Source organism: Mariniphaga anaerophila, assembly GCF_900129025.1.
In the GTDB taxonomy this organism is placed as follows: Bacteria; Bacteroidota; Bacteroidia; order Bacteroidales; family Prolixibacteraceae; genus Mariniphaga; species Mariniphaga anaerophila.
Genome location: NZ_FQUM01000045.1, coordinates 1 through 1011 on the forward strand (window position 1 = coordinate 1; position 1011 = coordinate 1011).

1 protein-coding gene is annotated in these 1011 nt (G+C 37.7%); it reads right to left on the reverse strand.

Annotated features, from left to right (window positions below; translation table 11 throughout):
• Window positions 1–241: 241 nt before the first annotated feature.
• Window positions 242–901 (reverse strand): hypothetical protein, encoded by a 660-nt coding sequence (locus BUB08_RS19950; RefSeq protein ID WP_139249819.1) that lies wholly within the window; start codon window positions 899–901, stop codon window positions 242–244.
• Window positions 902–1011 lie beyond the last annotated feature (110 nt).

The following is a 1011-nucleotide window of genomic DNA, read 5'->3' on the forward strand; positions in this document are numbered from 1 at the left end:
CATGGCAATTTGATTTTTATATCAAATTACAAACTTTGAAAAGTGTAAACTATGTCCCTTTAACTTTGTAACGGATGTCCCTTTATCGTACCAAATGTGCTATAACGGTTGGTACATGTTGTCGGGGCGGATTTCGGGGAGCGTTCCTGTCCGAAGGACACGGAACTGCGATGCGAGAATCCGCAGTTGGCGTACCACCGAAGCCCGCCCTGCAATATGTACTTTGTTACAGCACGTATTTTTACGCTACCCACTCTATCGATATATGGTCTATTATCCATTTTCCGTCTTTTTTAGTAATAAAAGCATAACCACCATGCCCGCACAAACTTCCGCACATAAAGCCCCATTCAAGTATTCCGTATGTTCTAGTCTTTTCCATTTCCAAATCTGAAATTAGAAATGCTCCAGCTAATTTGTGGTCATAATTACCATCCCAAATATATGTCCCCTCTGGGAATGTGTACAATGAGCGTATTATAAATCTGTCAGGTAGAGAAACTTTATTTATATCAATTACTCTCATATTAGAGTTGGTTGTATCCAATGTCATAGGAGTAGCAACATTAAAATGCTCTTTTAATAATTTTTCGGGATTGTCAATTTTTAATAATGAATCTTGGAATGCTAAAAGTACAGTGTCGGAATATTGTTCCAATTCAATTAAGTAATTGTCATACGCTTTTTTGTATTCCAATGAATCTTTTTTTGTCATTTCCCATGGTGGTGGAGGTGGTGGAGGAATTAATGTGACATCTACAAAGACAGAATCAAATAGAGTCGGAATTATATCATATAATATTTGCGTTTTCGATTCTTGAAATGGTTCTTTTTCTTTTAATGAACAACTCCCAAAAATCAAAACGACAAAGAAAATAATATATGGCGTATGTTTATTCATTATTTAATATGTGCTGTAACGGTCACTTGTAAGTTGTCGTTGCGGATTGCGGGTGATTGTCCGTCCGCAGGACGAAGACAATCATGCGGGAATCCGAGGCGACAACCTGC

What these genes read in the sequence shown, in the direction of transcription:
- BUB08_RS19950 (WP_139249819.1), bottom strand. Translation starts at nt 901, where the DNA reads ATGAATAAACATACGCCATATATTATTTTCTTTGTCGTTTTGATTTTT.